This is a genomic window from Gilliamella sp. Pas-s25, from assembly GCF_009795885.1.
Taxonomy (GTDB): domain Bacteria; phylum Pseudomonadota; class Gammaproteobacteria; order Enterobacterales; family Orbaceae; genus Gilliamella.
In genome coordinates this window covers 1-1,322 of sequence record NZ_WTEV01000069.1, presented here as the reverse complement: position 1 = coordinate 1,322, position 1,322 = coordinate 1, and the positions used below count along the sequence as shown (strand labels likewise).

Here is a 1,322-nt window from a genome sequence, read left to right as displayed (position 1 = left end):
ATTTGATGTTGAGTTCTTATAAACTATCTTTTACTCACCCATAGGGGAATTTTATCCCTATCGGGCATAAATTCTCCTTTTTATTAATTTAATTTTGGAGAATATTATGGCTAACTTAACTAATAACACAGTAACTAAACAATTTTTTGATTTACATACAACTGGAATTGGCTATTTAAACAGAATCCGTGAAGTTAAAGTCAAAAATGGTAAACCTTATTTATCATGTACAATCGCAGCACTAAGAGGAAATTGCCAGAGCGCCGAATATACTTACATTAACTGTAACGTTACCGGTGAAAAAGCAAAAAAATTAGTTGAAAAATGCATCGAAGCAAATAAAGCTAACAAAAAAATCTTAGTAAATTTTTGCGTTGGTGATATCTATGCTGAAACATTTACATACAGCACTGGGGATAAAAAAGGAGAAGTTGGAGTCAATTTAAAAGCTCGATTACTAAAAATCTCCAGCATTAAAATTGACGGTGAACTTAAATATTCGGATAAAATCGAACATTTAGAAAATCAAGGTGAACCTCAACAAATTAATTAACGATAAAAAAAGCAAGGAAACTTGCTTTTTTTAATTGTAAAATCAGTTGCTTTTTACGTTTTTTAAATTACATTATTATTGGTGCAATACATATTGCAATGCACTTATAATATGGAGAATAAATTATGAGTAATAAACCTATACAAATCAGAATTGATGATAAACTTAGGGATGAATCATTTTCTGTTTTTAATCAGATGAATATTAAGCCAAATGAAGCTATTCGTGGTTTTTTGCGGTATGTCGCCAATAATAAGAGATTACCTTTTAAGGAAGTGAATCTATTTATTGACGAAGATGAAGATATTCTTAGAATTGCCGAAGATAGACTCAGAAATCCGGGGAAAACTATTGAGGTGAATGTGGATGACCTTTAAAGTCGTGTTCGATGAAAAGGCATTTAAAGAATGGAATAAATTAGATCGGAGTATTCAGCTTCAATTTAAAAAAAAGTTAAAAAAACTTCAGATTAACCCCTATATTGAATCAGCTAAGTTAAGTGGTTCACTGTCTGGGTGTTTCAAAATAAAATTGAGGTCATCTGGATTCAGAATGGTCTATAAAGTTATTGATGAGCTTATTATTATCAAAGTGTTAGCGATAGGTAAGCGAGAATCTTTAAATGTTTACAACGATGCGAAGCAGCGCATTAACTAAATCGTTATACTAATCACATCCTAACAGCCAACAAACTCACTGTTTCTTGCAGGTTGGTAACATCTATTTGATGTTGAGTTCTTATAAACTATCTTTTACTCACCCATAGGGG

Annotated in this window: 3 protein-coding genes; all 3 read left to right on the top strand. The window is 31.2% G+C overall.

Annotation, left to right across the window (positions count from 1 at the left end):
- Positions 1-106 precede the first annotated feature (106 nt).
- The 3 genes from GQ593_RS13310 (at position 107) to GQ593_RS13300 (ending at position 1,210) form a co-directional block, all read left to right on the top strand.
- Positions 107-553, top strand: a complete 447-nt coding sequence (locus GQ593_RS13310; protein ID WP_160432460.1) for an STY4534 family ICE replication protein — start codon at positions 107-109, stop codon at positions 551-553.
- A 125-nt stretch (positions 554-678) separates the two neighbouring features.
- Entirely contained in the window at positions 679-930 is a 252-nt protein-coding gene (locus tag GQ593_RS13305; RefSeq protein WP_160432459.1) for a type II toxin-antitoxin system RelB/DinJ family antitoxin, read from the top strand.
- Positions 920-1,210 carry a type II toxin-antitoxin system RelE family toxin gene (locus GQ593_RS13300; protein WP_065583136.1) on the top strand — a complete coding sequence of 97 codons (291 nt, stop codon included), beginning with the start codon at positions 920-922 and terminating at the stop codon, positions 1,208-1,210. Before GQ593_RS13305 ends, GQ593_RS13300 begins: the two co-directional genes overlap by 11 nt.
- The last annotated feature ends 112 nt before the right edge of the window (positions 1,211-1,322 follow it).

What these genes read in the sequence shown, in the direction of transcription:
- GQ593_RS13310 (WP_160432460.1), top strand. Translation starts at nt 107, where the DNA reads ATGGCTAACTTAACTAATAACACAGTAACTAAACAATTTTTTGATTTA.
- GQ593_RS13305 (WP_160432459.1), top strand. Translation starts at nt 679, where the DNA reads ATGAGTAATAAACCTATACAAATCAGAATTGATGATAAACTTAGGGAT.
- GQ593_RS13300 (WP_065583136.1), top strand. Translation starts at nt 920, where the DNA reads ATGACCTTTAAAGTCGTGTTCGATGAAAAGGCATTTAAAGAATGGAAT.